This is a genomic window from uncultured Fibrobacter sp., assembly GCF_937877005.1.
Classification (GTDB): Bacteria; Fibrobacterota; Fibrobacteria; order Fibrobacterales; family Fibrobacteraceae; genus Fibrobacter.
The window spans coordinates 1-1,314 of the sequence record NZ_CALEFV010000238.1 but is presented as its reverse complement, the minus strand read 5'-3'; the positions used below and the strand labels follow the sequence as shown (position 1 = coordinate 1,314).

Here is a 1,314-nt window from a genome sequence, read left to right as displayed (position 1 = left end):
TACGTTGCATCGCTTTGGCAGCAGCAACTGAACCACGACCAAGTGGCCCCCATGCCCACCGCCGAAAAGCCGCGCACGGCAAAGAAGAACGCGAAGCCCGTCATGCAAGATTTGTCCATCGACGCCGAAACCCTGAAGGGTTACCGCTTCTTTGATTACCCGGTTTCGATTTCCCGCGTGGTGCGCAATGTAAATGAACTCCTGCCCAAGAACATGAACCACCTGCTCTATGCCGACGTGGCAAACTTCCTGGTGCAAGAAGGCATTCTCGAAAGACAGTCCACCGAAAGCGGCACCGACGCCAACCTACCCACCGCCAAGGGCGAAACCTACGGATTCGAAAAGGGCGAATCGGACCTGCGCGGACACCATAACATTTATACGCAGTGCTGGCAACAGGCGCAACAGTTCATTTTGGACAACATTCAAAAATGCGTCGACATTGCAAACGAACGCTTTGCCAAGCGCAAGGCCAACCAGGCTCAAGATTTTCAAGACGACCAGGAATATGCTCCGAAGCGCGTGCAAAGGGAAAAATTCCACCTGACCGCCGAACAACTGGCCGACTATCCCGCCGAAGATACGCCCGTGCCCGTGAGCGAAATCGCACGCCGCCTGAACACCCTTGTAGGCGAGAACATGGAACGTATCTACTACAAAGTCATTCGCGACTGGTACGTGGAACAGGGCTATCTTGAATTCAAGACATCGCCCGAAGGCCGCAGCGCATTCCTGCCCACTGAAAAGGGCTCCATGGGCGGACTCTTCGTGGAATCGCGCACCGGCAAAGACGGTGAACTCTACGACGTGGTGATGTACGATTCAAAAGCCCAGAAGCTTTACCTGGACCACCTCGCAAGCGAAAACTAATACAACCCGCAAAATTTATCCCGGTGACAAACCGGGAATTTTTTATACAAAAAAAGCCGTCGGTTAAGACGGCTTCTTTTTAAATTGCAGTGCGCTTGATGAGCGCGATGCCTTACTCCAAGTCCTTGCCGTGGCACTTCTTGTACTTGAGGCCGGAACCGCACCAGCACGGGTCATTGCGGCCGAGCTTGGGAGCCTGCTGCTGGGCGCGGCGGCGTGCAGCGGCGAGCATAGCGGGGTTCACCTGACGGGTGCCCGGAAGTGCGGACTGCGGCATCGGCTGAGCCTGCTGTTCTTCAGAAATCGCATTCGTTTCAGAAGTAGCGGCGGTGCCTGCGAGGCCAGCGGGCTTTGCACCTTCAGCGCTCATCTGTTCGGCAGATTCGGCATTGGATTGCTTCGCTTCGGGAGCCTGCGCGGCCTGTTCAGTGGCAGGTTCTGCGG

2 protein-coding genes are annotated in these 1,314 nt (G+C 55.9%); one reads left to right on the top strand and one right to left on the bottom strand.

The genetic code is table 11. The features are described 5' to 3' along the window. Window positions 1-870, top strand: an 870-nt coding sequence (locus Q0628_RS10490) for a hypothetical protein (protein WP_298770815.1), incomplete at its 5' end; no start/stop codon positions are given. Between the two features lie 112 nt (window positions 871-982). On the opposite strand, the gene Q0628_RS10485 is transcribed toward Q0628_RS10490, so the two are convergent. Further along, on the bottom strand, window positions 983-1,314 hold a 332-nt coding region (locus Q0628_RS10485; protein ID WP_298770813.1), incomplete at its 5' end, for an SEC-C metal-binding domain-containing protein.